The 25620-nt window shown below is 68.8% G+C and carries 21 protein-coding genes and 1 pseudogene; 11 read left to right on the top strand and 11 right to left on the bottom strand.

Features of this window, described 5'->3' with window-relative positions:
* Nucleotides 1-2 precede the first annotated feature (2 nt).
* From ACLJTM_RS30590 to ACLJTM_RS30550, 9 genes are all read right to left on the bottom strand, one after another.
* Nucleotides 3-1592 (bottom strand): class I adenylate-forming enzyme family protein, encoded by a 1590-nt coding sequence (locus tag ACLJTM_RS30590; RefSeq protein WP_411107025.1) that lies wholly within the window; start codon nucleotides 1590-1592, stop codon nucleotides 3-5.
* A gap of 97 nt (nucleotides 1593-1689) precedes the next feature.
* Entirely contained in the window at nucleotides 1690-2190 is a 501-nt protein-coding gene (locus ACLJTM_RS30585; RefSeq protein ID WP_411107024.1) for a PaaI family thioesterase, read from the bottom strand.
* 43 nt (nucleotides 2191-2233) lie between these two features.
* The gene (locus ACLJTM_RS30580; protein ID WP_411107023.1) at nucleotides 2234-2884 is read right to left on the bottom strand and encodes a 4'-phosphopantetheinyl transferase family protein; all 651 of its coding nucleotides are present in this window, start codon (nucleotides 2882-2884) and stop codon (nucleotides 2234-2236) included.
* A gap of 9 nt (nucleotides 2885-2893) precedes the next feature.
* Nucleotides 2894-3142, bottom strand: a complete 249-nt coding sequence (locus tag ACLJTM_RS30575) for a phosphopantetheine-binding protein (protein ID WP_411107022.1) — start codon at nucleotides 3140-3142, stop codon at nucleotides 2894-2896.
* A complete protein-coding gene (locus ACLJTM_RS30570) occupies nucleotides 3139-4161 on the bottom strand; it encodes a hypothetical protein (RefSeq protein WP_411107021.1) in 1023 nt (340 codons plus the stop codon). The genes ACLJTM_RS30575 and ACLJTM_RS30570 overlap by 4 nt, the downstream gene beginning before the upstream one ends.
* Nucleotides 4158-4427: an acyl carrier protein gene (locus ACLJTM_RS30565; RefSeq protein ID WP_411107020.1), complete on the bottom strand. Its 270-nt coding sequence runs from the start codon at nucleotides 4425-4427 to the stop codon at nucleotides 4158-4160. The genes ACLJTM_RS30570 and ACLJTM_RS30565 overlap by 4 nt, the downstream gene beginning before the upstream one ends.
* A 72-nt stretch (nucleotides 4428-4499) precedes the next feature.
* Nucleotides 4500-6143: an AMP-binding protein gene (locus ACLJTM_RS30560; RefSeq protein ID WP_411107019.1), complete on the bottom strand. Its 1644-nt coding sequence runs from the start codon at nucleotides 6141-6143 to the stop codon at nucleotides 4500-4502.
* Nucleotides 6144-6171: 28 nt separating this feature from the next.
* Nucleotides 6172-7833, bottom strand: coding sequence for an MFS transporter (locus tag ACLJTM_RS30555; protein ID WP_411107018.1), 1662 nt, complete (start codon nucleotides 7831-7833; stop codon nucleotides 6172-6174).
* A gap of 203 nt (nucleotides 7834-8036) precedes the next feature.
* A complete protein-coding gene (locus tag ACLJTM_RS30550; protein ID WP_411107017.1) occupies nucleotides 8037-8519 on the bottom strand; it encodes an RrF2 family transcriptional regulator in 483 nt (160 codons plus the stop codon).
* Nucleotides 8520-8808: 289 nt separating this feature from the next.
* On the opposite strand from ACLJTM_RS30550, the gene ACLJTM_RS30545 reads away from it, so the two are divergent.
* The 11 genes from ACLJTM_RS30545 to ACLJTM_RS30495 all read left to right on the top strand — a co-directional run bounded on the left by ACLJTM_RS30545 (nucleotide 8809) and on the right by ACLJTM_RS30495 (nucleotide 24315).
* A complete protein-coding gene (locus ACLJTM_RS30545) occupies nucleotides 8809-10842 on the top strand; it encodes an FAD/NAD(P)-binding protein (RefSeq protein ID WP_411107016.1) in 2034 nt (677 codons plus the stop codon).
* Complete coding sequence (gene pcaB / locus ACLJTM_RS30540; protein WP_411107015.1) at nucleotides 10839-12257, top strand: 3-carboxy-cis,cis-muconate cycloisomerase; 1419 nt, start codon at nucleotides 10839-10841, stop codon at nucleotides 12255-12257. Before ACLJTM_RS30545 ends, pcaB begins: the two co-directional genes overlap by 4 nt.
* Nucleotides 12258-12778: 521 nt before the next feature.
* Entirely contained in the window at nucleotides 12779-13690 is a 912-nt protein-coding gene (locus ACLJTM_RS30535) for a tryptophan 2,3-dioxygenase (RefSeq protein ID WP_411107014.1), read from the top strand.
* A gap of 107 nt (nucleotides 13691-13797) precedes the next feature.
* Nucleotides 13798-14574: an alpha/beta hydrolase gene (locus ACLJTM_RS30530; RefSeq protein ID WP_411107013.1), complete on the top strand. Its 777-nt coding sequence runs from the start codon at nucleotides 13798-13800 to the stop codon at nucleotides 14572-14574.
* 17 nt (nucleotides 14575-14591) lie between these two features.
* Nucleotides 14592-16184, top strand: coding sequence for a tryptophan halogenase family protein (locus tag ACLJTM_RS30525; RefSeq protein WP_411107012.1), 1593 nt, complete (start codon nucleotides 14592-14594; stop codon nucleotides 16182-16184).
* A gap of 59 nt (nucleotides 16185-16243) precedes the next feature.
* Entirely contained in the window at nucleotides 16244-17545 is a 1302-nt protein-coding gene (locus tag ACLJTM_RS30520) for a cation:proton antiporter (RefSeq protein ID WP_411107011.1), read from the top strand.
* A complete protein-coding gene (locus ACLJTM_RS30515; RefSeq protein ID WP_411107010.1) occupies nucleotides 17542-18057 on the top strand; it encodes a flavin reductase family protein in 516 nt (171 codons plus the stop codon). The genes ACLJTM_RS30520 and ACLJTM_RS30515 overlap by 4 nt, the downstream gene beginning before the upstream one ends.
* 61 nt (nucleotides 18058-18118) lie before the next feature.
* Nucleotides 18119-19330: a kynureninase gene (gene kynU / locus ACLJTM_RS30510; RefSeq protein ID WP_411107009.1), complete on the top strand. Its 1212-nt coding sequence runs from the start codon at nucleotides 18119-18121 to the stop codon at nucleotides 19328-19330.
* A gap of 42 nt (nucleotides 19331-19372) precedes the next feature.
* The gene (locus ACLJTM_RS30505; RefSeq protein WP_411107008.1) at nucleotides 19373-20869 is read left to right on the top strand and encodes a class I adenylate-forming enzyme family protein; all 1497 of its coding nucleotides are present in this window, start codon (nucleotides 19373-19375) and stop codon (nucleotides 20867-20869) included.
* Nucleotides 20866-22710: an FAD-dependent monooxygenase gene (locus tag ACLJTM_RS30500; protein WP_411107007.1), complete on the top strand. Its 1845-nt coding sequence runs from the start codon at nucleotides 20866-20868 to the stop codon at nucleotides 22708-22710. Before ACLJTM_RS30505 ends, ACLJTM_RS30500 begins: the two co-directional genes overlap by 4 nt.
* Before the next feature lie 72 nt (nucleotides 22711-22782).
* A complete protein-coding gene (locus ACLJTM_RS30495; RefSeq protein ID WP_411107006.1) occupies nucleotides 22783-24315 on the top strand; it encodes an FAD-binding oxidoreductase in 1533 nt (510 codons plus the stop codon).
* Between the two features lie 123 nt (nucleotides 24316-24438).
* On the opposite strand, the gene ACLJTM_RS30490 is transcribed toward ACLJTM_RS30495, so the two are convergent.
* Entirely contained in the window at nucleotides 24439-25167 is a 729-nt protein-coding gene (locus ACLJTM_RS30490; protein WP_411107005.1) for a TIGR02679 family protein, read from the bottom strand.
* Nucleotides 25168-25264: 97 nt separating this feature from the next.
* A pseudogene (locus ACLJTM_RS30485) lies at nucleotides 25265-25609 on the bottom strand (TIGR02679 domain-containing protein); the annotation flags it as partial.
* Nucleotides 25610-25620: the final 11 nt, after the last annotated feature.

Below are 25620 nucleotides of genomic sequence, written 5' to 3'. Positions count from 1 at the left end.
GATCAGACCTGTGCCGGGGAGCCGACCAGGGGCAGCGTGCCGTCGGCCACCATGACGCCCAGTGCCTGACGGCGCACCTTCCAGGTCGAGGTCATCGGCAGCGCGTTCCAGGCGCAGTGCAGCGGATCGGCCATCGGCGGGAGGCCGACGACCGCCTGCCGCCAGGCGAGGCGGTCCAGCGGCTTGTCGTCGTGGGTAGAGATGACCGGGACCGGCCGGCCGTCGGCGTCGCCCACGAGCACGATCTCGGTCAACTCGGGCAGCCGCTCCATGAGCGCGTCCTCCACCTGCAGGCTGCTCGCCACACCGTCGATGTGGTCGATCTCCCGGTCCAGGAGGTGGACGCAGCCCCACTTCGTCCGGTAGCCGAGGTCGCCCATGCGCCACCAGCCGCCCGCGAACCGCTCGGCGAACTGCTCGGCCCCGCCGATGATGCCCAGCGAGTGTCCCTGCGAACGCACGAGGATGGGGCCGACCCGCTCGGGTCCGGGCGTGTCGATCAGCGGTTCACCGATCTTGACTTCGGACACGCCCTGGAACGTACGCCCGAGGCAGCGGCCGTCCGCCGTCTTCGCCAGCTGCCGCGTGTACGGACGCATACAGATCGGGCCGGTCTCCGACTGTCCGTACCCCTGGATGTACAGCGGAAGCTTGCGCCGGCTGGCACCCAGCAGAATGCGCATGGTCCTGGGGTGCATGGCGTCGAACGTGTTGATGAAGTAGCGCACGTTGGCCAGCGGTCCGCGCGGGTCCTGGGCCAGCTTCTCCCACTGGATCAGGCAGTTGGGGTGGGCCTCGATCATGCCGGGCTTGGTCTCGCTGAAGAGATCGGCAGCGTTGCGCGGATCCGGGTCGGCGAGGATCACCGTGTGCTGACCCCGGTAGAGGGTGATCCACAGGAGGGGCCAGATCCTGGCGTGGACGAAGGAGACGCAGAAGCCGCGGGTCTCACTGGCGCGCAGCACCTTGGCGGTCTTCAGCTGGGGCTTGAGGTGCCACCACAGGCTGCGGGCTGACTGCACCACGAGCTTGGGCAGACCGGTCGTGCCGGAGGTGTGCGTCGCGAGCGCCGGCTCGTCGGCACCGCGGCGCACGGCAACCCGGCGCGGTGCACCGACGAACTTCTCCAGGCTGAGGCTGTCCCCGGTCGTGCCGTGCGTCAGCAGGACCCGGCTGGTGATCCCGGACAGGTCGATCCCGTCCAGAGCCCCTTCGAGCGTTGCGGGGTCCGTCAGCAGGACGGGGGGCTGGTCGAGCTTGGTCAGCAGCTCAGCCACCACCGCGCCCTCGAGCTTCGGGGAGAGCAGGACCGGGATGGCGCCGAGGCGGCCCAGCGCGCACGCGACCAGGACCAGGTCGAAGCTGTTGGACGCGAAGAGGACGACGTGCTGGCCGGTCTGGACCTCCGCGGCCGCCAGCCGTGCCGATATCTCGGCCACGTGGTCGGCGAGCTTGCGGAAGGTGATTCTCGTTCCGGATTCCGGGAACAGGGCCAACCGATGGTCGAGGGTGACGTGAGAGTTCGGGTGGCGGGCGGCCCCCATGTCGAACAGCTCACCTATACGGAGGGCCTCGTTGGACGTTGCTGCCATGTCGCTGTCTCTCCAAGCGATGTAGAAGTATCGAGGGGAAGGCGCCCCGTACGCCTGTTGCTCTGCCGATACGCCGACTGCCGGACCGGCTCTGTTCTCAGCCTTCTTCAGCCCCGTGCCGTGTCGTGCCGCTCTGTGCCGGCGGCTCCTCCTGCCACTGGGCGGCTGCACCGGTCCGCCTGGCGGCGACGACCACCTGGACCACCTGCGCGGTGCACACCGTCACTCCGGACGCGTCGGTGAAGACGGTGTCCACCCAGACCCGCCGGCCCTCCGTCTTGACGATGGACGACTCTGTGCGCACCCGCCCGCCGGGCACAGGCGCCAGGAACCGCATGGAGAGCTCCCGGGTCGCCAGCCACTCGCCGTCCTCAAGCACGGTGTACATGCACATGCCGGCGTAGCTGTCGGCGACGGCGGAGAGGTATCCGCCGAAGACTCCCCCGGGGCCGACCATGACGGGGTCCACATCCCACTCGCCCCAGATCCGGCCCTCCTCCCAGCCGTCGATGCCCGGAAGGCGGAGCACTTCGACGATTGCGGGCGGGCGCGACTCCTTGGCGACGATCTTGTCCAGGAGAAGGTGGAAGCTGCGCATGAGAGGTCCAATGGTCAGAGGGCGGGGTTCGGAAGCGCGGGGGTCAGAGGCGGGCAACCGCCCACGTCAATACGGTCCGGTCGGCGGGCCGGCCGCCCGTCTGCAATCGGACGCCGTGCACGACCGCGATTCCGTCCCACACCTTCCCGTCATAGCAGTCCACGGGAAGCTCCAGTTCCTTGAAGCTGCGAATCGCCAGGCGCAGTCCGCATGCGGCTTTGTAGACCGCTTCTTTCATCGAGAAGAGAGCAGTGAGCTGCTGCTCGGGGTCCGGCTGCTGTTTCAGCCAGGCCCGTTCCCGCTCCGTACAGAGAATCCTGGCAGCACGCGGCGGAATCGACCTCGCAATTTCGATGTCGACACCGGCCGCCCGAATATCGCTGCTCCGGGCGGCCAGGCATACCGCCGTACCATTCCGGTGGCTGATCGACCCGACAACACCCTGGGGGAAGAGCGGCATTCTTCCCTCCGACAGTACGGGACCTCGTTGTCCCAGTACGCTCAGGCATTTCGCGGCTGCCGCACGTCCTAGCCGGAAGTCCTCCCTGCGGGCGAGTGGCAGGCCGACCATCAGCCGGCTTTCCTCCCGAAGCAGCGGAGGCAGTCCGTCCACCGGCAGACGGGCGTACTCGAGCACCACCCCTTCGGCCAGTCCGAAGAGCGGCGGGGCGGTCGTTCCGGCAGTCGTGGGCATGAACGGGAACTAGGCGCAGACCGCAGCCGTGTCCTGCGCCGGGCGCGCACCGAGCAGCGCGTCTATGTCCGCGATGGTGGCCACGGAGACGATCTCCTCGTCCTCCATGGCGCGTCCGATCTCGTCCTCCAGCTTCATCACGAGGAGAACCATCTCGCCGGAGTTCAGACCGGCATCACGCAGGTCGTCGTCATCGGCTATGGAGTTGAGGATGGCGGGAGCGGACATGCACTCCGCCAAGAGCTGACGGCCGGTCATGATGGATTCTCCTTGAGTGGACGCACCAGCACCACGTTGCGTGTGGCGGCAGGTGCCTCTCCGTGTTGGTGCCGGACCGTTTCCCGGTCCGCCGGGCTGTCACAGGGCACGAGCCTGTTGGGTACGGAGCCGAGGCAGAACTCGACGAAGTCCTCGGAGGCGCCCTGCCGGAGCCCCAGCAGAGCGAAAACGGGGTCAATGACCTTCCACTCCCCGTCCTCGCGTACCTCCGTCCACGAGTGATCGCTGCCGAGCAGGCCCATGAGGTATCCCCGCCGGCTGCGGGCCTCGAGGCCGGCCTCGGCGAACACCCGCTCCAGCTCGAGGCTGACGCTGATGCAGTTCACCGTGCCGTTCGCGCGAGCCGCCACCGGGTCGTTGCGCAGGGCGAGGGGCATCGACTGGTAGCGCATCCGACCGGTGCGCATCTCGTCCAGCGCCTCGTGGAAGGCCTGCCGGACTAGCGGGTGGCCGACCCGCCGGACACTGCCGACGGTGCGGACCGTCGCCTCGAACATCGCCATCGGGGGGTACCCGTCGACGTTCGCTCCACCGGCGTCCACCGCTGCGCCCACCAGGGTGCGCTCGTCCCGTGCCTGCCCGCCGAAGTCCGCACTGGACAGGGCGGCGAACTCCCACGAGCCGGTGCAACCCGCCGCGTCGGGACACGCGGCGAGATTGCGGACGTGCCACGGGCGCGGGTCGGTCCACTCGCTCGGCGCGCCAGCGGCGAACCGGAAGAGGTAGCGCTGCACCAGTTCGGGCACGGACGTACCCGATCCGGAGGACGCGGCCAGATTGCGGATGTCGCTGTCGTCGAACAGCACACGTCCGCCCTCGGTGGTGTGCCGCAGCCCCGCCTCGATCAACGCGTCGAGAACGGGCTCCGGACACCGCATGACCGCCAGCGCACTGGCGCGGTCCATGTCGAAGCGGAGGTACTCCTCGGGCGTCGGCACGATCTCCGACAGGGCGTCGAGCCAGCCGCCCGCGCCGTGTGCCGACACCTCGCGGGTCATCGTCCGGACTCCACGCCGTCCGGCGCGCCCCCGGCGGATTCCGGGCTCTGGAGCGCCTGGACCAAGTCGTTGACCGTCTCCATGGCGAAGAGCACGTCGTCGTCCAGGGAGACCCCGTGAATCTCCTCGAGTTCGCTCACAATTTTCAGGAGCTTCACGGACTCCATACCAGGAAGCAGATTGATTTCGGCTTTTCCAGAAATATCGCCGACCGCGATACCGAGTTCGGTCGCGAGAACCTCGCGGACAGAATCGGCGACGGTCATCGTGGAGTGTGTCTCCACTGTGGGATTCCCTTCATTGATCGCTCCGGATAACTCGTCACGCCAACCCCACAACTAGGGGTAAATGGCGGTGAGTTCATCAAGAGAACGGCGGAGCTTGTTACGCTGAACCTTACCGCTACTCGTCTGCGGCAAGAAGCGCGGGGGTGCGAGATATACCACTACGTCACCTATCCCGATCTGCAGCTTGATTTCCCTGCGGCACGCGGCGACAAGCGCGGCACGCTCGGCGATGTCACCGAGGTCGGTTTCCACGACGAGCGCCATGTGTTCCGACTCCAGCAGGGTTGCGCAGCGCTTTCGGTATACGCCCGGAAGGTCGCGTACGACGGCCTCCACGTCCTCCGCGTAGTAGTTCACCCCGCGCACGATGACCATGTCCTTCAGGCGGCCAAAGATGAACAGGTGGCCGCCGTCCATCACGCCCATGTCGCCGGTCCGTATCCAGCCGTCGGCGGTGTGCTCATCGCCGGGCGGGCGTCCGAAGTAGCCCGGCGTGACGGCCGGGCCCGAGATCTCGATCTCGCCGGCCTGCCGTTCGGCTGCGGGCCGGCCGTCGACCGAGATCCGCACGTGGACGCCGGGCACGGCCTGACCGAGGCTGACCAGCGGGCGAGCACCGATCGCGCCCTCGTCGGCGGGGACGAACCGGCCGTCGAGAAGCGACTCGCGGTCCACCCAGCGGACGACGGGCTCGCGGCCGAGCACCGGGAAGGTCACAGCCAGCGTGGCTTCCGCCATCCCGTAGACCGGGTACATGGTCTGAGGCCGGAAACCCCAGGGGCCGAACGTCTTCTGGAACTCCTCGATGGAGTTGACGTTCACCGGCTCGGCGCCGTTGTAGAGGAGCCGCCACTTCGACAGGTCGAGGGGCGCGGGCGGATCGTCCTGAGACCTCACGGCGGTGACCAAGGCGTCCAGGAAGAAGTTGGGCGCGGAGTTGAGGGTGCAGCCCTCCTCGACGAACCGGCGCAGCCACTCCAGCGGGTTGCGGATGGCGGCACGCGGATGCCACAGGATCACATCGGCGCCCACCGACAGAGCGGTGAGCACGCTGAAGATGCCCATGTCGTGGAAGAGCGGCGCCCACATGCCCCAGCGGTCCTCGCTGGTGACGGCCGACGGTTCCGCGATCGCGTTGAGCCCGGCGATCACGTTCCCGTGGGTGAGCGCCACCCCCTTGGGAGCCGAGGTGCTGCCGGACGTGTACTGGATGTACGCCAGCGCATCGGCGGGGACGGGGCCGGCGGGCAGCGCTGCCCCGCCGACGGGCGGCACGAGGTCGCCCAAGGACACCACGCAAATCCCGGGAAGCGCCTGCTCCATGGCTTGGCGGACGCGTTCCATCGCCGAGTCGACGACGAGGACCGTGATCCCGCCGTCCTTGAGGATCGCGGAGACATGGCGTGCGTAGGCGTCTGAGCCCGCCTGCCCGAAGGGCAGTGCGAGGGGGACGGGAACCGCGTGGGCGTACTGGGCGCCGAAGAGCGCCTTCAGGAACCCGCTGCCGTTCTGCATGATGTAGGCGACGCGGTCGCCGGGAGCGACTCCCCGGGAGATCAGCCCCCGGGCGGTGGCCCTGGACTCGTCGAGCAGCTCGGAAAGCCGGAGCGTGCGCTCCTCTTCGACGAAGGTCACAGAGGACTCGGCGCCTTCATGGACCCGGGTCTCGAGAAGACCGAGCAGAGTGTCGTTCATGGTCACATCCCTCCTGGGTACCGGGCGCTCACTGCTTCGCCGCGGCCTGGGGGCGCGGCAGGAAGGCGACGCCCAGGGCGATGAGCGCGGCCGCTGCGGCGAGGACCAACGAGCTCACCCCGTAGGCCATCCGGTAGTCGTGCCGAGCGGCTTCCGCGAGCTGCGCCTTCGCGGGACCTGCCGGGTCGGCGAGCACCTGGCGGCAGTCCGTGGACTTGGCGGCCTCGGCCGGGTTGCCCTCGCCCTGCGCGATCACACAGGCCTGGAAGCTCTGCAGCGTCCGCTCGGTCTGTGCGCCGTCCGCGGTCGCCGACACCGATGCGCGGATCTTCTCCGCGCCCTCCGCGGCGGAGTCGTGGGAGCTCGAACCGAGCGTGCCGAAGAACACGACACCGACCAGGGCCACACCCAGTACGGCTCCGACCTGCTGGCCGGTGCTGAGGGTGCCGGACGCGGAGCCGGCGTCCGAGCTGCGCACGGATCCCAGGACCACGCCCATGAGAGGTGCAAGGGCCAGACCCAGACCCGCTCCCGCGATGAAGAACGTGGGGATGAAGTACCAGCCCTTGAGGCCGTTGCCGGCCAGCAGCGTGGTGGCGCCGACGCCGATCACGCCCGCCGACCAGACCAGCGAGCCGGTGACGACCGCCGTGCGGCCGCTCGTCTTGCGTGCATACGCGGTGGAGGAGTAATAGCCGACCAGCGAGCCGATGGCGAAGGGGGTCATGACGGCCGCGACCGCCAGGGTGCTGTAGTCGAAGGCGAGCTGGAGCATCAGCGACTGGTAGAGGAAGAACGAGGCGATACCGGAGTAGGCCAGCAGGTACATGACCAGGCCCACCGTGAAGGCCCGGTCGCGCCAGAGCGAGGGCGGCACCAGCGCCGACTGCGTCTCGCGGTGGACCTTTGTGCAGCGGAGCCCGAACAGTGCGAAGAGCGGCAGGGAGAGGGCCATCACGGCGAAGGTCCACCACGGCCAGTCACGCTCGTGACCCTCGATCAGCGGGTAGCACAGGCAGGCGAGGGCGGCACTGATGATGAGGACGGACGGAACGTCGAGCTTGCGGGCCTGCTCCGAACGCGATTCCGGCAGGTAGCGCAGCGCCGCGAACACGCCGAGAATGCCGATGGGCAGGTTCAGCAGGAACGCCGGACGCCAGCTGCTGCCCCAGAGGTCGAGCTCGATCAGCACACCGGAGATCATCGGGCCGGCGATGGTGGCGGAGCTGGCCACCATGCCCAGCGCCGCGAAGGCCTTGGGACGGCGCTCCGGCGGGACCACGACCTGGATGACGGCAAGGGTCTGCGGGTACATCAGTGCGGCGGCGACACCCTGCAGGGCTCGCGCGACGATCAGCATGGCGGGGCTGGTGGCGAAACCGCACGCCGCCGAGGTGAGGACGAAGCCCACCAGGCCGACCACGAACAGCCTGCGTCGGCCGTACAGGTCCCCGAGGCGGCCACCGGTGATCAAGAGAACCGCGTAGGCGAGCTGGTAGACCGCAACGACCCACTGGGACTGGGCGAAGCTGGCTCCCAGGTCGCTCTGGAGAACCGGCACGGCAACATTGACGATGGACGTGTCGGCCAGCACGAGGAACGCCGCGGTGAGAACGACGGCGACGGCCATGCCGGTGGACTTGAGCTGATTCGAGTCCTCTTGAGCTGTGGCAGTTATGCTGCCAGTCACGGCAAACTCCTGTCTTCGGGCAAAGTTGCGTCAGGGCATGACAAGACCCCGTCGGGTCGACGTCGGATGTGTGGGCATCACGACAGACCGAATCGGCGGTCACTGCGGTGGAGCGGGCAGGGCGGGGCAAGGGTCACTGCGGGACGTCGCGCCCGGTTCCGGTGCTATCCGGATCGCGCGCTGTCCCGATCAGATACTGCGGATCAGGCGTTTTCGAGCCACTTGCGGGTGACGGGCAGTACCGTTGGCGCATCCTTCGCGATCTCATCGAGAATGGCCGCGAGGGTGCGTGACGCCAAGGCCTTTCGCCAGGCCAGCTCTGCCTTCGCCATTTCATTCTGAACGGTGCAGGGGACGTTCGTCCCCGTGGTGCCGAACGTTGCGCCCACTCCGCCCTTGCGGATCTGGGTGCACTGAAACATGTCGGCACGTCCCTCGACTGCCGCGACGATGTCCATGAGGGTGATCTCTGAACTGGGGCGTGCCAGAGAGAACCCGCCATGCACACCAGGCACGGAGTGCAAGATCCCAAACCGCACCAGGGCCTGGAGCTGCTTGGTGAGATAAGCCTTCGGCAGCCCGTGGAAATCTGCCAGCCGACCGGCCCGCACCGGGGTCCCCGGGGGAGCGCACGCCAAGGTGATGCAGGCGTGAACCATCCACTCAACACCAGTGCTGATCTTCACGAGATTCAGGATAGAGGATCACCTGGATCCTGTCACCCCGCTCAGCGGGTGGGGGCGAGGAAGTAACGTGGCATCAAGCGGGTTGGTCACGAGGCCATATGACGTGCCGATACCCACGTGGCCCTGCCAGGCGGCGAAAGATCGGCCGTGTGCTCCGCCCCTGTGACAGACGGCCCCTCCACATTGCCCCCGCCACCCTTCACACGGTCCCGCCGGGCGCCCCCAGAGAGCGGCCCCGCGACGGGGCCGTCCGCGCCCCGAGCACACGGCTCAGGGATGGAGAACACTGATGAACGACCCGGCCGACCTCCACATATGCCTTGTCGGCGGAGGTCCGCGAAGCCTGTCCGTCCTGGAGCGGCTCTGCGCCCACGAGAGGAGGGCTCCGTCCTGCCGCTCACTGACGGTGCATGTGATCGACCCCGCGGCTCCCGGAGCCGGGCACGTGTGGCGCACCGACCAGTCCCGGGTTCTGCTGATGAACACGGTGGCTTCCCAGATCACCGTGTACACCGACGACAGCGTGCGCATCGACGGCCCCATCGAGCCCGGGCCCAGCCTGTACGAGTGGGCCCAGGCGCTCGTCGCCAGCCCGCACCCGCCCGCCCGGCCCGGGCAGGAGGACGGCCCCGGCGAGCACGTGCTCGCCGAGGCCCGCCGGCTGACCCCGGACTCGTACCCCACTCGCGCCTTCTACGGGCACTACCTACGCGACAGCTTCCGGCGGATCGTCCGGCGGGCGCCCGCACACGTCAACGTGGTGGCCCGCCGCACGCGGGCCGTTGCCATCGCCGACGCCGACGGCAGCCAGGGCGGCTCCCAGAGCATCCGGCTGGAGAACGGCGGCTGGCTGCGGAATCTGCACGCCGTCGTCCTGGCGCAGGGCCACGTACCCGCCCGGCTGTCCGGCGGTGAGGAGCGCGCCGCGTCCCTGGCGCACCTCCACCGGCTCACGTACCTCGCGCCGGCGAACCCGGCGGACACGGATCTCAGCGGCATCCTGCCCGGTGAGCCCGTACTGCTCAGAGGTCTGGGCCTCAACTTCTTCGATTACATGGCGCTGTTCACCACCGGTCGCGGCGGAACCTTCGTCCGGGCGGCGGCCGGGGACGACAGCGGATGGCGCCTGGTCTACCGGCCCTCCGGACTCGAACCCACCATGTACGCGACCTCCCGCCGCGGACTGCCCTACCACGCGCGGGGCGAGAACCAGAAGGGCGCGCACGAGCGGTACTTCGCCCGCCTGCTCACCCCCGAGTACATCGAAGGGCTGCGGCGGGGCACACGCGCCGGAGAGCACATCCGCTTCACCGAACAGCTGTGGCCGCTCATCTCCGCTGAAGTACAGAGCGTCTACTATCAGACCCTGCTGCGTTCCCGCGGCCGGGCGGGCGAGGCGGAGGCCTTCACCGACAAGTACCTCGGCACCCCCGCCGAGGAGGAGCGGCTCGCGCTCCTGGACGCGTACGGAATTCCGGCCGCGGACCGGTGGGACTGGGAACGTGTCACGAACCCCTGCGGAGACCGGACGTTCACCGGCAGGGACGACTTCAACACCTGGCTGCTGGAGTACCTGGCCCGCGATATCGAGGCCGCGCGGGCCGGAAACGTCGACGGGCCGCTCAAAGCAGCCCTGGACGTACTGCGTGATCTACGCAACGAGGTGCGGCTGGCCGTGGACCACGGCGGTCTGGACGGGATGTCGCACCGCGATGAGCTGGACTGCTGGTTCACCCCGCTCAACGCCTTCCTCTCCATCGGCCCGCCGGTAGCGCGCATCGAGCAGATGACGGCGCTCATCGAGGCCGGTGTGCTGATCGCCACGGGGCCGGGCACCTCCGTACGCATCGACCCGCGGAGGCCGGCCTTCACCGCCTCCTCCGACTTGGTACCCGGAGCACCCGTCGAGACGTCGGTCCTGATCGAGGCCCGGCTGCCGGGGCCCGATCTCAGGCGTACGGCCGACCCGCTGCAGCGGCACATGCTGAACACCGGCCAGTGCACCACGTACCGCATCGCCGATGCGCGGGGCGGCTTCCACGAGACCGGCGGACTGGCGGTGACCCAGCGGCCGTACCACGTCATCGACGCCGACGGGCGGGCCCACCCGCGGCGCTTCGCCTACGGCGTGCCGACCGAGGCGGTGCACTGGGTGACGGCGGCGGGCATCCGGCCGGGTGTGGACTCCGTCACCCTCGGGGACTCCGACGCAATCGCCCGCGCCTGCCTCAGCCTGCCTGCCGCCGGCGGCTCCCTGGCGGCCGGCCCCTCCCGCTCCCTCTCCCTCTCCCGCGAACCCGAACTGATCGGAGTGCCCGTATGACCATGAACCCCGAGTCCGTCACCTTCGACGCCGGTCTCCTCTCCCCCGTACGCGCCGGCACCCCGGTGGAGGAAGCAGTCTGTGATCTCGCCTGGCTCCAGGCCATGCTCGACGCCGAGGCGGCGCTGGCCCGCGCACAGGCCCGCCTGGGCACGCTGCCCCTGCACGCGGCCCGCGCCATCAGCGCCGCCGCTAGAGCGGAGCGGCTCGATCTGAGACAGGTGGCCCTGGCCGGGCGCGAGACCGCCAATCCCGTGGTGGGCCTGGTACAGGCATTCACCCGGCTCGTCGCCGAGGAGCATCCGGCGGCCGCCGAGTACGTGCACCGGGGCTCCACCAGCCAGGACATCCTGGACACCGGTGCCATGCTGGTCGGCGTCCGTACCCTGAGGATCATCCGGGCCGACCTGGACAGATCCGCGCAGGCCCTGGCGGTACTGGCCGAGCGCCACCGCGACACACCCATGGCGGGGCGGACGCTCGCGCTGCACGCGGTCCCGACGACCTTCGGACTCAAGGCCGCGGGGTGGCGGAGGCTGGTGCTCGCCGCCGAACAGCGGCTCGCCGACCTGATGGAACGGGGGCGGCTGCCCGTATCGCTCGGCGGGGCTGCCGGCACCATGGCCGGCTACCTCGAGTACGCCCGTGTCGGCGCCGAGGAGCCGTGGGCGGACGGCGATTACCTCGAGCGGCTGGTCGAGATGTATGCGGAAGAGACCGGCCTCGCGGCGCCGGTGCTGCCCTGGCACACTCTGCGCTCACCCATGGCCGATCTGGCGGGTGCGCTGTCCTTCACGGCCGGGGCACTGGGGAAGATCGCCGCCGATGTGCAGTTCCTCACCAGGACCGAGGTCGGGGAGGTGACGGAGCCCTTCCAAGCGGGTCGGGGCAGCTCCTCGGCCATGCCGCACAAGCGAAACCCCGTCCTGGCCACGCTGATTCGCAGCGCTGCCCACCAAGTTCCGCTCATGGCAGCGGGTCTGATGCAGTGCATGGTCGCCGAGGACGAACGCCCGGCGGGGGCCTGGCATGCGGAGTGGCAGCTGCTCCGCGAGTGCCTGCGGCTGACAGGTGGCGCCTCTCACACTGTGGTGGAACTCGCAGAGGGTCTCGAAGTCCACTCGAGTCGGATGGAGTTGAATCTCGGCATGACCGGCAGTCGCATCACCTCCGAGCGGATCGCCGCTGTGCTCACGCCGCACCTCGGGCGTGCGGCGGCGCGCCGCCTGCTGAACGAGGCCTCGGCTGCCGCAGAAGAGGCCGGGAGGCCGCTCCACGAGGTGCTGGCCGAGCTTCCGGAGCTGGCCGGCCGGCTTACGGAGGCAGAACTCGCCGATCTGTGTGACCCGGCCCACTACACGGGGGGCGCCGGGGCGTTGGTCGACCGGGCGCTGCGTCAGGGAAGCGGCGGCTGAAGAGGTGCGAGGCCTTTTCTTGTGTAAATGGCTTAGTTGACGATGCATCTGGCCGTACGTATGCTGGCTCCGACCTGGGGCACGGGGGAACCATGGGAGGACCGACCGACAATCAGATACCGAATGCGCGTGGTTGACTGAACGTCATCTGAATTCAGCATCGTCGTTCTCCAGTTGAGCAGGGCCCGCGAAGAGCGAGGCGCTCCGGCGATCACACGCGGCACTTCGGAATTCCAGCCAGTCGTTTTCCGAGAACACCCGCCGACATGGCATGCGCTCCTCCGCTGGGACCGCTGAAACCGTTCGGTCGGGTACCTCATTCGCTGTTCCACAGCGGCATTCATTCACCTCTTGGCACAACTGCCGGCACCCACTGTTTTGACAGCCTGTCAAAGCGTCCCCTTCGCATCCCTTGATTGTGTTTCAACTGCCCGTAAGCGGCGGCTGACGACTCTCAGCGGGGTATGTGCGCCGCGCTGTGCCCCGGTGTCGCCACGCAAGTTCAGAGACGGAACCCCACCATGAGCACCCACTCGAAGACACAGCCGCGCCCCTACAAGCCGATGTCCGAAGAGGACCGGCGCAAGCAGATGGAGGAGAGCAACGGAGAACCCGTACTCGACTTCAGCACGGGACGCGTCAACGAGAACAGCACACCGTACATCGACTACCACAGCGTCGATGTACTGCTGAGCCTGCAGCACCCCCGCAGCGACGAACCTGCGGAGTGGCCCTTCTACATCACGGGGCAAATCCAGGAGCTCCTCTTCAAGCTGATGTTCACCGAGGTGAACAGGGTGCGCGATTTCCTCTTCGAGGACCGGCTCGACGAAGCGATCTGGTACCTGCGCCGGATCGAGCGTGTTCAGCGCGTTCTGACGGCCACGTGGGAACCGATCAGTACCATCACGCCGACCGAGTTCGCCGGCTTCCGGAACGAGCTGGGAACGGCCTCCGGCTTCCAGTCGTACATGTACCGACAACTGGAATTCTCTCTCGGCCACAAGGTCCGCCGCATGGCCGAGGCCTACCGGTCGGTGGACTGGCTGTACACGCAAGTCACGGAGACCCTGGAAGCGCCGAGTCTTTACGACGCCGTCCTGTCCCTGCTGCGCCGCCGCGGCATGGACATCCCGGAGGAATGCGTCACCCGTGATTTCGCCGAGCCGTACGAGCCGCACCCCGCGGTCGAGGCCGCCTGGGCCGAAATCTACACATCGCCCCGTGAACACCACGAGCTGTACGTGTTCGCCGAGGCCCTTTCCGAACTGAACTTCCAGTATTCGCGCTGGCGCACCACCCATTTCCTGGCGGTCGAACGGATCATGGGCTACAAGCCAGGAACCGGCGGAACCCTGGGAGTCGAGTGGCTGCGGCGCGTAGCCGAACACCGCTTCTTCCCCGAACTGTGGTCCGTTCGTACGGAACTCTGACAACGAGAGGGCAGCGAATGGCCACGGCTGTCTACCGCAATTACGGTCAGGAAGAACTCGACCGCCAGTATTCGCCGAGTTCCTGCGTCGCTGACATCTCGCTCTTCTTGGACCAATATGCCGAGGAGAGCAGGAAGACCAGAGGTGAGCTGTCGGCGCGCAGAGGGCTCGCCTACGGTACGGAGCCCTGCGAGACGCTCGACTTCTTCCCGGTCGACTATCCGGACGCCCCGCTGCTCGTGTTCATCCACGGGGGTTACTGGCAGGAACTGAGCAAAGACGAGTCGTCCTTCCCAGCCGGCGGACTGGTCCCGGCCGGCGTCGCCTATGCCGCGCTTGACTACGGGCTGGCACCGCACTACCGGCTCGAGGAGATCGTCGGCCAGGTGCGCCGCGGGCTGGACTGGCTGATCGGCCATGCCGCCGAACTGGGTGTGGACAAGCGCCGCATCCACCTCAGCGGAAGCTCCGCGGGAGCACATCTGGTGCTCATGGCGCTGCTCGGGGACTGGCGGCCCGGCGGCCTGCACCCGGCTGACGCATTCGCCGGAGCCACCCTGCTCAGCGGTGTGTACGACCTGGAGCCCCTCAGGCTCACCTACGTCAACGAACCGCTGGGCCTCGACGAGACCGCGGCCCACAGGATGAGCCCGATCCATCATCTGCCGGACCGGCTCCCCCGGTTGATCGTCGCCCGAGGCGGCGCGGAGACCGACGAGTTCTGCCGTCAGCACGACCAGCTCGTCGAGGCTGCCCTCTCCCGCGCACTCGAGGTACGGGACCTGCGGATCCAGCACCGGAACCACTTCGACATCACATTCGACCTCGGCGACCCGGCCTCGACGCTCGGAGAAGCCGTACTCCATCAGATCCGCTTCACGTAACAGGAGTGCCATCACTCATGAGTGACCAGAGAATCAAGAACATCGTCGTCCTCGGCGGCGGTACGGCCGGCTGGATGTCCGCCTCGTACCTGGGCAAGGCGCTCGGTCCTTCCGTGAAAATAACCGTGTTGGAGGCGCCGGCGATACCGAAGATCGGCGTCGGCGAAGCCACGATCCCGAACCTGCAGAAGGTGTTCTTCGACTTCCTCGGCCTGTCGGAGGAAGAGTGGATGCCCGAGTGCAACGCCAGTTACAAGATGGGCATCCGGTTCGTCAACTGGCGGACCCCCGGCGCCGGTGAGGCCGAAAGCCGTCCGCACGGCACGGGCCACGACCACTTCGACCACCTCTTCGGTCTGCTGCCGGAGCACGACAACCTGCCGCTGTCGCACTACTGGACGCGCAAGAAGCTGCTCGGCCAGACCGACGAGCCGTTCGACTACGCCTGCTACCCGCAGCCCTCGACCTTCGACAAGAAGCTCTCCCCGCGCTTCATGGACGGTACGAAGTGGGCCAGCTATGCCTGGCACTTCGACGCGAACCTGGTCGCCCAGTTCCTGCGCCGCTTCGCCACGGAGAAGCAGGGCGCGATCCACATCGAGGACAAGTACGTCGGCGCCGAGATTGACGCGGACGGCAACATCACCTCGATCCAGACCGAGGGCGGCCTGACGCTCGAGGCCGACCTGTTCATCGACTGCTCCGGCTTCCGCAGCCTGCTCATGAACGGCGCCATGCAGGAGCCGTTCATCGACATGAGCGACCACCTCCTCAACGACCGTGCCGTGGCCACCCAGGTCCCGCACGACGACGAGGCGCACGGCGTCGAGCCCTTCACCTCGGCCATCGCGATGTCCTCGGGCTGGTCTTGGAAGATCCCGATGCTGGGCCGCTTCGGCACCGGTTACGTCTACTCCAGCCGGTTCACCTCGCAGGACGAGGCGACCGAGGAGTTCTGCCGGATGTGGAACCTCGACCCCGAGACGCAGCCGCTCAACCACATCAAGTTCCGCGTCGGCCGCAACCGCCGCGCCTGGGTCAAGAACGTCGTCGGCATAGGCCTGTCCTCGTGCTTCCTCGAGCCGCTCGAGTCGACCGGTATCTACTTCGTGTACGCGGCGCTGTTCCAGCTGGTGAAAAACTTCCCGGACAAGCGCTTCGACCCGGTTCTGGTCAACCAGTTCAACCGCGAGATCGAAACCATGTTCGATGACACGCGGGACTTCATCCAGGCCCACTTCAGCTTCGCCCCGCGCAACGACACGCCGTTCTGGCGCGCCTGCAAGGAGCTGGAACTCGCGGAGGGCTTCAAGGAGAAGGTCGCCCTCTACAAGTCCGGCCTCGGCGTGAACCTCCCGGTCACCGACGAGAGCAACTACTACGGCAACTTCGAGGCGGAGTTCCGCAACTTCTGGAGCAACGCGAACTACTACTGCGTGTTCGCCGGACTCGACTACCTGCCGGACCACTCGCTGCCCGCACTGGAGCACCGGCCGGAGGCCGTTGCGGCTGCTGAGATGAAGTTCGCCGAGATCAAGCAGCGGCGCGATGAGCTCATCAACACGCTGCCGTCCACGTACGACTACCTGCGCCACCTCCACGGGAAGTGATCACCGCCGGCCGCCCGGGTGTACCCGGGCGGCCGGCCACCGTCGACGTCAGGACGTCCATGCCCCTCTCTGATCATCTACTCAACCTGCCCCATGTGGCGATGGCCCTCGCGGCGGCAGTCGTCGTGGTCGTGGCGGGCCGGCTCGTGGCGCGTAGAACTGGTCAGCCCGAGGTCATCGGGGAACTCGCGGCGGGCCTGCTCGTCGGGCCGCTCCTCATCGGGCTGCTCGGCCGCGACCGGTTCGCGGCCCTGCTGCCCGCCCACGTACTTAAGGACCTCGGATTCTTGGCCGAGGCAGGGCTCGTACTGTTCATGGTCAGCCTGGTGGGCAAACTCCGCCGCGGCGCGTCCGCCCCGAAGGCCGGATCTAAGGCCGGATCGAACGGCTGGGTGGTCCTCGGCTCGTTCCTCCCCGCCTTCGCCACCGGACTGCTGCTCGCCGGCTGGGTGATGTGGGCCGGCGGCGCCGACGTACGCGGGAGCGCCCCGACGCCCTCCTTCATGCTGATGACGGCGGTGTCGCTGTCCATCACAGCGGTACCCGTGCTGGCCAGGATCCTCGCCGACCGCGGCATGACCGATACCGAGGCGGGCCGCACCGCCCTCCTCTCTTCCCTCGTGATCGACGCGATCGCATGGCTGCTGCTCCTGGTGGCGGTCGGCCTGAACTCGGGCCAGTTCAGCGGCTTCCTGCGAGCCGTCGCCGTTCTCGGCGCCGCGGTGCTGACGGCACTCGCGCTGCGCGGACTGCTGAGCACCCGCCTGAGCAGCCGGCTGTGCGCACGGTTCCCCACGGGCACCGCGGTGCTGATCGGCGCCGTCGCGATCGCCATGGCCTTCACCATGAAGGAGCAGGGCATGACGGCGATCATAGGTGCCGTCCTCGCCGGTCTGGCCGTCCCGACCCGGCAGGAGGCACTGTGGGCGCCGGTGGTGGACGCGATTTCGAGAGTCGGGCTCTTCCTGATGCCCGTCTTCTTCGTGGTGAGCGGAGTCACCGTACTCACCAAGGGGTTCGGTACGGCGACGGTCACCCTGGTCGTGCTGGTCCTCGCCCTCGGTGTCGTGGGCAAGGCGGGCGGCGGCTACCTCGGAGCGCGCATCGGCCGGCACACCCCGTTCGACGCGTTGCGCATCGGCGTTCTCATGAACACGCGGGGGCTCACCGAACTGGTGGTCCTCCAGGTGGGCTACAGCGCGGGCGTGCTCACCGCCCCTCTCTACCTCGCGTTCGTGGTCATGGCACTGGTGACGACCGCACTGACCGGCCCCGCCCTTCGACTCGTGGACCGCGCCGAATTCCGGTCCCGGCCACCGGTGCCCGGGCCGGTCATGGCCGAGAGAGGAGACCTGCGGTGACCCACGGACACCCCACCCCCCACCTCACCCACCCCGAACCCGTCCAGCCCGACGAGTTCCGGTCGCTCATGTCGGACTTCCCCACCGGAGTCGCCGTCGTGACGACCATCGACGAGGGCCAGCCGTGGGGGATGACCTGTTCCTCCCTCTGCAGCCTCAGCGTGTCTCCGCCGACCCTGCTGGTCTGTCTGCGCGCGGAGAGCCCGACCTTGGGCGCGCTCCTGAGGCAGGGCACCTTCGCGGTCAACCTGCTGCATGGCGACGCCCGCGCCGTGGGCGAACTGTTCAGTTCCGGAGCGACGGACCGGTTCGACCAAGTGACCTGGTCCGCCGGTGCCACCGGCCCCCACCTGACCGAACACGCCCATGCCATCGCCGACTGCAGGGTGACCAGGACCGTGGACGGCGGCAGCCACGTCATCGTCTTCGGCGAGGTCGTCCACGTCTCACGGGACGACCTGCGCTCTCCACTGCTCTACGGCAGACGCGGATACCACACGTGGGCGTCATGAGAACCGTGGCCCTCCGCGCCACCCGAGAACGACCGATGACAGACCTGTTTGGAGTAGAGCGTTGACACCCACTCGCGAGGCGGCCGAGCGACTCGACGGCACCGACCCGCTCGCCCCCCTGCGCAAGCGATTCATGCTGCCGGACGGCGTGGTGTACCTCGACGGCAACTCCCTCGGGCCCATGCCGACGGGCACGCCCGATGCCCTCGAGCACACCATCCACCAGCAGTGGGCCCCGCACCTGATCAAGGGCTGGACCGACGATGGCTGGCTGGACGCCCCGCTTCGTGTGGGCCACCGCATCGGACGACTGCTCGGTGCGGCTCCCGGGCAGACGATCGTCGGTGACTCCACCTCGGTGCAGTTCTTCAACGCCTTGACCGCCGCCGCCCGGCTGCGCACGGACCGCACCGTGCTGCTCGTCGACGCCGACGGCTTCCCCACGGACCGCTATCTCGCGTCCTCCGTCGCACGGCTGCTCGGACTGACCCTGCGCGAAGTCCCCATGAGCGGACTGGCCGAGGCCCTCGCGTCCGATGCAGATCAGGTCGCCGTGGTCGCGGCCAGCCCCGTCGACTTCCGGACCGGTGAACTGTGGGACATGCGCGCTCTGACGAAGGCTGCCCACGACGCGGGCGCGGTCACCGTGTGGGACCTCTGCCACGCCACGGGCGCCCTGCCGCTCGCCCTCGACGAGGACCGGGTCGATTTCGCCGTCGGGTGCAGCTACAAGTTCCTCTCCGGCGGTCCTGGAGCACCGGCCTACCTCTACGCGGCCGAGCGCCACCACCCGGTCGCTGACCAGCCGTTGACCGGCTGGCTCGGCCACTCCGCACCCTTCGACATGACCTCCGAGTACCAGCCGGCCGAAGGGATCTCCCGCTTCCGGATCGGCGCCCCGCACGTGCTGTCGCTCACGGCCCTCGATGCGGCCCTCGACGTGTTCGACGAGGCGACGGTGGAACAGATCCGCGCCAAGAGCCTGGCCCTGAGCGAGTTCTTCCTCGCCTGCTACGACGACCAACTGGCGGGCCTGGGCTTCGAACTGGTCACCCCCCGCGACCCCGGACGACGCGGCAGCCAGGTGACCCTTCGGCACCCGGCAGCAGGCCGGCTGATGGACACGCTCGCCGAGCGCGGCGTCATCGGTGACACCCGCCCGCCGAACCTCATGCGCTTCGGCATCAACAGTCTCTACGTCACGTACACCGACGTCTTCGACGCGGTCGCGGCGCTGCGCCTGCTAGCGGAGAGCGGCGAGTTCGGCAGCTGACACCGGCCTGTCAGCGAAACATCGAGATTCTCGGAGAGTTCAATGTGGTTCAGTGAGGTCCTTGACCGGCATTGTCAGCAGCGCGGCGACCAGCCGGCTGTTGTCGAGGGGGAGCGCAGCCTGACCTGGCTGGAGCTCAGGAAGGCCGCACATTCCGTGGCCGCCCACCTGAGCGACCGCGGAGTACGCAAGGGCGACCGCGTCGCCGTGTACTCGCGCAACAGGTTCGAAGTGATCGTGAGCTACTTCGCGCTGGCCCACCTCGGAGCGCCGTTCGTACCGGCGAACCACGCCATGTCGCCGTCGGAGTTCTCCGACGTCGCGGAACGGCTGGGCGTCGTACACGTCATGGGCGAGCAGCGCCCGGTCGAGCGGCTGGGCCTGCCCGCCGACCGGACGACCGTCTTCGACTCCGGCGAGTTCCAGAAGGCGCTCGCCGCCGACGTCCCCGCGCCCCCGATGGCCGCCGGCATGGACGATCCTCTGGCGATCCTGTTGACGTCCGGCACCACCGGCAAGCCCAAGGGTGTGCTGCAGACGGCCGGAGCGCTGCGGCTCATGAGCATGTCCTGGCTCGCCCAGGCCAAGGCCGACGACACCGTACGGCTGCTCAACCTGAACTCGCTGTCGCACGGCGGCGTGACCGTCACGTTCCACTACATAGCCGCCGGCGCCACGCTGCACATGATGCGGGAGTTCCAGCCGCGTTCCGTCCTCAGGGAGATCCGCGAGCGCGGCATCACCCACATCTGGATGGTTCCGCAGACGCTGCGCTTCCTGATGATGGTGCTCGGCAAGGACACCGAGGTCGAGAGCGACCTGCGGGAGATCATGTTCGGGGCGTCGCCGATCAGCCGCGAGCTGATCCGGGACGCGCACCGCGCCTTCGGCTGCGACCTGCGGAACATCTACGGGATGACCGAGGCCGGCGGCACCTTCGCCACCTGGGTGACCGGCCCGGCGGCGGAGGGCGCCGAGAGCGCCGTCCCCCTGGAGTCGAGCGGCCGCGGCGTGCCCGGCATCCGCGTCGAGATCCACGACGAGGAGAACCGGCCGGTCCCGACCGGCGAGATCGGGGAGGTCTGCGTCCTAGCCGCGGGGCGGATGTCCCACTACGTCGGTGACGCGGCCGAGACCGCCCTGACCATCGTGGACGGATGGGTGCGCACCGGGGATCTCGGTTGGATGGACGCAAACGGCTTCATCCACCTCAAGGACCGCAAGAAGGACCTCATCAAGCGGGGCGGCCAGAACGTCTTCCCCGCCGAGGTGGAGAAGGCCATCGCCGAGTTCGAGGGCGTGAACGACGTCGCCGTGCTCGGAGTCCCGGACAAGCACTGGGGCGAGACCCCCCTGGCTTACGTGGTTCCCGAGGAGGGGGCCACGATCGACTCCGACGAGGTGCTGGCCTTCCTGCACGGACGGCTGGCCTCGTACAAGCTGCCCAAGGAAGTACGGACGATCGCGGAGATCCCGCGGAACGCCGCCGGGAAGATCCTGCGCAGGGTACTGGCGGAGCGGGCCGGCGAGCAGCGGTGAGGACGCTGCCCACGGGCTCGCGGCACCGGACGGTCGCCTGCATCGGGGCCGGTCCGGCCGGCCTGTTGGCCGCTACCGGGATCAAGACCGCCCGACCCGACTGGCAGGTCGTGGTGTACGAGCGCTCGCCGCGGGGTGCGACGTACGGATACGGCGTGGTGTTCTCTGATGTCGCCGTACGGACCGTCGAGTACATGGCGCCCGCCCTCGGGGCCATGCTCGCCTCCCAGGTGGCCTGGTCCGATGTCGAGGTGCGGGCGCGGGGCCGGCGGTACCGGATCCCCGGGCACGGCTACACCGCCGTATCCCGCCACCGGCTGCTCGACGAGCTGGCGGACCAGGCGCAGGCCGCCGGCGTCGAACTCCGCTACGAGACCCCCGTACACCTCGATGACCTGCGCGGACAGTACGACCTGGTGGTCGCGGCCGACGGCGCGAACAGCCGGACCAGGCAGGCGCTGGCGGCCGAGCTGGGCGCACGGGTCGGACGCGGACGGTCGCGGTACGCCTGGCTCGGTACGACAGCCGAATTCGACGCCATGACGTTCATCTTCGAGGAGACCGACCAGGGCGTCGCCGTCGCCCACGGCTACCCTCACGGGGACGGGGTCAGCACCTTCGTCGTCGAGGTGCCCGCGCATGCCGGCGGCCCGGATCGGGCCGCCGCCGTGCCGGGGACGGCGGACGACTTCAGCCCGGAGCAGCCGCAGGCCGTGCTCGCTGCCTGGTCCGACGTGTTCGCGGAGCACCTCCAGGGCCATCCGCTCCAGGCCAAGGACCTGAACTGGGCCCACTTCCCCTCGATCAGGCTCGACCGCTGCGTGTACGAGAACGTGGTGGTCATCGGCGACGCCGCGCACACCCTGCACTACTCGGTGGGCTCGGGCACCCGCATGGCGCTGGAGGACGGCTTCTACCTGGCCCGTGCGCTGGAACGGCACGGCGATGTGCCCAGTGCGCTCGCCGAGTACGAGCGCCGACGGCTGCCGAGCTCCCGAAATCTGCAGACCGCGGGTGAGCGGAGCATGCGCTGGTTCGAGCGGGTGCCGGAGTATCTCGACAAACCCGTCGCTCAGTTCTCCCTGCACCTGCTCGGCCGTACCGCCCTTCCCGACCTCGATCAGATCGGGGCGGACGCGCCGGAGCTGGTGGCCGACGCGGCCCGCAGTCTGGAGAGCGGTGGCAGCGTCTTCGCGCTGCCGCTCGACCTCGGGACGGTACGGCTCCCGGGCCGCCTCGTCGCCGACCACACGGACGTACGAGACACCGGTACGACCGCGCAGTCCGATCTGTACGCGGGCCTTCCCCGCGCACTCGAGCTGTTCCCGGCCGCGGCTCCCGGCCCCGGTAGCGCGGTCGGCACGGTCGGCACGGTCGTCGGCGGGCGGAAGCTGTCCGCACAGGCAGCCCTCGATCGCCCTGGACTGACCGTGATCGATGCGGGGCCCTGTCCGGTGGATCCCGCCCTCGCGGCCCGCGAGGCCGAGGAGCTGGCGGCCCTCATCCGGAAAGCGGGGTTGGCCGGAGGTGCGCCGATCGCCATCCGGACCCCACTGCCCCCTGCCCCGGAGCAGTCTCCGTACGAGCCGTCCGCCGGGCTCCTCGCCCGGCTGACCGTGCTGCACCACGCGGGCCTGTGCGCCGTCGTGGACCTCGCGGCTCCGCCTGGCCGCGCGGGCACGGCCGACGAACTGCTCGCGGCGCTGGAGGAGGCGGACATCGTCTCCAGCGCCCTCCCGGTCCGGACCATGCTGAGCGGCTTCAGCTCACGGCCCGGACAAGTCGAATCCCAGATGCTCGCCGGCCGGATTGATCTGTGGTGCCTGCCGGTCCGCGGGTGAACGCGGGCGCGCGGGTCCTCACGGGCTCCGGTCCCCCGTTCCGTCTCTTACTCGAGCAAAGGAATTGAAGACGTGATCAATCGCAGAAACGTCCTCGGAGCGACCACCGGACTCGCCGCGGCCGCGGCGGGCCTGCTGGGTTCGGGAACGGCCAGTGCCCGCTCCTTCGTGCCGAGCACCTCCACCAGTTGGGCCAGCCTCGAGCGGGCCCTCACCGGCGACCTGATGCTTCCTGGAGAAACCGGCTACGAGGGCGCCCGGAAGCTCGCCAGTGCCCAGTTCGACTCCATCTACCCGCAGGCCGTCGCCTACTGCGAGACCGAGCAGGACGTCAGCACCTGCCTCCGGTTCGCCCAGGACAACGGCATCCACTTGGCGGTGCGCAGCGGCGGCCACAGCTACGGCGGCTGGTCCACCACCGAGGGCCTGGTCCTGAACCTGACCCGTATGAAGCACGTCGTCGCCGGCGCGAGCGAGGTCCGCGTGGGCCCCGGAGCTCAGTTCGTGGACGTCGTGCAGCAGATGGCCCCGCACGGGCTGACCATACCCGGCGGCTTCTGCCCGACCGTCTCTCCCGGTGGCTTCATCAGCGGCGGTGGCACCGGCTGGCAGTTCCGCAAGTTCGGACCCGCCTCCGACCGGCTGCGCTCCGCGCGGGTGGTGCTGGCCGACGGCCGTGCGGTCACCGCCTCGGCGAATTACAACGCGGACCTGTTCTGGGCCCTCCGCGGCGGTGGCGGCGGCAACTTCGGCGTGGTCACCGACTTCCGTATGGCACCGACGTCCATTCAGCGTGTCGGCCACTACACCCTGACCTGGACCTGGAACGACGCGCAGCGCGCCGTCGCGGGCTTTCTGGACTGGGCGGCCCAGGCGTCCGCCGATCTCGCGTGCGGCGCACTGATCCGCATGGCCGACGCCCGCCCGGGCGCCGTACCGATGATCATCGTCTCCGGCGTGCACTTCGGCACGATGGCGGCGCTCGAGGGCGAGCTGGCGGCGCTCACGGGTCTGATCGGCACCGCTCCCGCGACCCGCGTAGTCCAGGACCTGTCCTACGACAAGGCGATGATGCGTGTCTTCGGCTGCGAGGACAAGACGGCCGACGCTTGCCACACGACGGGGAGCAGCCCCGACGCGATGCTTCCGCGCACGACGTACATCAAGAACCGCGGGCGCTTCTTCAACCGCACCATGCCGCAGACCGGCATCGACCAGATGCTGGCGGCGTTCGACTCCGACCGCAGGGCCGGCCAGGCCCGAGTCATCAGCCTGCTGGGCCTGGGCAAGAACGCCAACATCCCCGCCGTGGCATCCACGGCGTGGGTGCACCGCGACGCCCAGTACAGCGCGACCATCACGACCACCCTCAGCCCGTCCTTCATGACGGACGAGGACAAGGCCGCCGGCGGCCAGTGGCTCGACGGCGTCTTCAACGCGGTTGACCCGTACTCCAACTCCCGTTCCTACGTGAACTTCCCCGACCCCGAACTCCAGAACTGGGCCGACGCCTACTACGGCTCCAACCTCCCGCGCCTGAGCAGCATCAAGCGCCGCTACGACCCGTACGGCTTCTTCACCTTCGCCCAGTCCATCCCGGTGTAACGGCGTATCAGCCCGAAGCAGCGCGCACCGCCAGAAAGCCGCCTCACGCGCCGGGGTTGTACCCCGGTGCGTGAGGCGGCCTTTTCATGCTGCCGACCCATCAGGAAATGCGTCGGGCATGCGTCAAACGTGCGTCACGGCCGGATACACATCCCCTCCCGCAAGGTCCGCCAGCAGCACGTCGAGCACCGCCTCCTCTATACACATCTCGTGCTCAGCCAGGGCAAGCGCCAGATCCGGGTCCCAGGACGATGGGTCCGGTCTACCGGAGAGTGGCCGAGAACCGGTCCCAGTCGCTGCCGCCGCCTGCCGGTAGTTCGCCGTGTAGCGCCAGGGTCGCCACGGCACGTGCTGCAGCAGTGCTGTGGCGATGCGCAGACCGCCCCAGTCGAAGTCGCCGTGGTAGCGGAATACAGCACCGAGCGCGTTCAAGTGGTCCAGCAGCGTGAGAGCGGCGGCTGAGGGTTGCCCCTTGAGGCAGAGCAGCGGAAGGGCGTCCGGGCCGTGAGTGTCCGCCGCAGCCGAGGGGACGGCGGGGTTCTCGCAGATGTGGACCACGGGGGGCACCGTGCGCGGCGGACGGTGGGCGAGCTGCCGGAGGGTCAGTACGCAAGGCTCGCCCGCGTCGGCCATCCAGGCCAGAGCCGGAGTCCCGCGAAGATTGAGCGTGAGGACTGTCGAGGAGACATCGTCCGGCAGCAGGCCGACGGAGGCCCACGCCGCCCTTCGCCAGGCCGCTCCCTGCCCGTCGGGATGACCGGTCAGAGCTCGGACGCCGGACAGGACGAGGGTGGCAACCGGCGTGCCGTGGGCGAGCACTTGGGCACTTCCCGGAGTATCCGCGGCGAACACTGAAAGTGAACGCGCCGGTGTGGCTGGCAGTTCCCGGAAGCGCCCGGACGCCCTGATCGAGCAGCAGGCGAACGGAGGCGGGCGTGCCGGCGAGACGCCGGGCAAGACCGCCGTCGCGCACGCGCGCGGCCCACTCGGCGTGGTCCGGCAGTTCCTCTGCGAGCAGCGTGAGCGGCCCGTACGCCTCCTCCCAGGCCCGTCCCTCCATCCGACGGGCCTCGTCGAGGAGCACGACGGGGCCGGTGAGTGAGGCGACGGCCGCCTCCAAACCGCCGGGGCTGATCCCGGATCTGCGCAATACGGCGTCCACCGCATAGAGCCGCACCGTCAGCGATGCGCCACCGCCGGGAGCCCGTCCCAGCAGCCGTTCCGCCGGGGCGCGTTGGGCGGGGGCGGGCGCGACGAGGCACACCGGTCCGGCGAGTGGCTGACCGCGCTCCATCCGGCGGCGTA

The sequence above is a fragment of the Streptomyces sp. cmx-4-9 genome, from assembly GCF_046548835.1.
GTDB lineage: Bacteria > Actinomycetota > Actinomycetes > Streptomycetales > Streptomycetaceae > Streptomyces.
The sequence above is the reverse complement of the archived record's forward strand: the minus strand, read 5'-3'. Positions and strand labels throughout refer to the sequence as shown.